Genomic DNA, 1,113 nt, shown 5'->3' with positions numbered 1-1,113 from the left:
GGCTTCACCCCCCGCCCGCTGGGCCAGGATCCGCTGATCCCCGTCGAGACCCCGCACCGCCCGGACACCTTCTACGGCCTGTCCAAGGCCTTCGGTGAGGATCTCGCCCAGTTGTACTGGGACAAGCACGGCCTGGAGAGCGTGTCGGTGCGCATCGGCTCCTGCTTCCCCGAGCCCACCAGCGTGCGGATGCTGTCGGTGTGGATGAGCCCCGCCGACGGCGCCCGCCTCTTCCACGCGGCCCTGACCGCCGAGGACGTGGGCCACACCGTCGTCCACGGCTCCTCCGCGAACACCCGGCTGTGGTGGGACCTGACCAGCGCGCGGGCGCTCGGCTACGCACCGCAGGACGACTCCGAGCCGTGGGCCGAGAAGCTCATCGCCGAACAGGGCGAACTGGACCCCGCGAACATCGCGCACGCCCACCTCGGCGGCCACTTCGTCAGCGACCCCCCGATCTGGCCGTACTGACACCGCTCCTCCAGAGGGGGGTGCCCCGAGGGGGCGGCAATCCGTCCCCCTCCCTCACCCCACCCGAATGCCGAAAGTAAGGGAACGGCAAAACGGCCTCGCTCGTTCACCCGGCATGACAGCTATGACCCCCGGCTCGAACATCCCTCTCCCCGTCACCCGCGTGGCGGTGGACGTCGCCGCCCCCGTGCGTCTCGACGTTTCGGGCCTGCTGCTCACCGCCGACGGCAAGGTGCGCTCCGACGACGACTTCATCTTCTACAACCAGCCGGCCGGCCCCGGCGTGACCTACCGCTCCGGCGGCGGGAGCGCACCGGACGCGATCATCGTCGACACCTCCGCGCTGCCCCCGGGCATCGAGAAGATCGTCGTCACCGCGAGCCCGGACGCGGCGGGCCAGACCTTCCAGGGCGTCGAACCGACGGCCACGATCCGCGGCGCGGACGACAACAGCGTCCTTGCCACGTTCACTCCTCCGCAACTGGGCGCCGAGACAGCGCTCGTGGTCGTGGAGATCTACCTGCGCAACGGTGTCTGGAAGGCCCGCGCGGTAGGCCAGGGCTACGCCAACGGTCTGGCCGGCATCGCCACCGACTTCGGCGTCTCGGTGGAGGAGCCCGCGGCAGCCGCCCCGGCCCAGCC

Annotated in this window: 1 protein-coding gene and 1 pseudogene; both read left to right on the top strand. The window is 71.1% G+C overall.

Features of this window, described 5'->3' with window-relative positions:
* Nucleotides 1-471 (top strand): annotated as a pseudogene (locus tag P1P75_RS41635) (NAD(P)-dependent oxidoreductase); the annotation flags it as partial.
* Nucleotides 472-586: 115 nt separating this feature from the next.
* A partial coding sequence (locus P1P75_RS41630) for a TerD family protein (protein WP_319265271.1) occupies nucleotides 587-1,113 on the top strand: 527 nt, incomplete at its 3' end.

It is taken from the genome of Streptomyces sp. ID05-39B (assembly GCF_033794725.1).
Taxonomy (GTDB): Bacteria; Actinomycetota; Actinomycetes; order Streptomycetales; family Streptomycetaceae; genus Streptomyces; species Streptomyces bobili.
The sequence above is the reverse complement of the archived record's forward strand: the minus strand, read 5'-3'. Positions and strand labels throughout refer to the sequence as shown.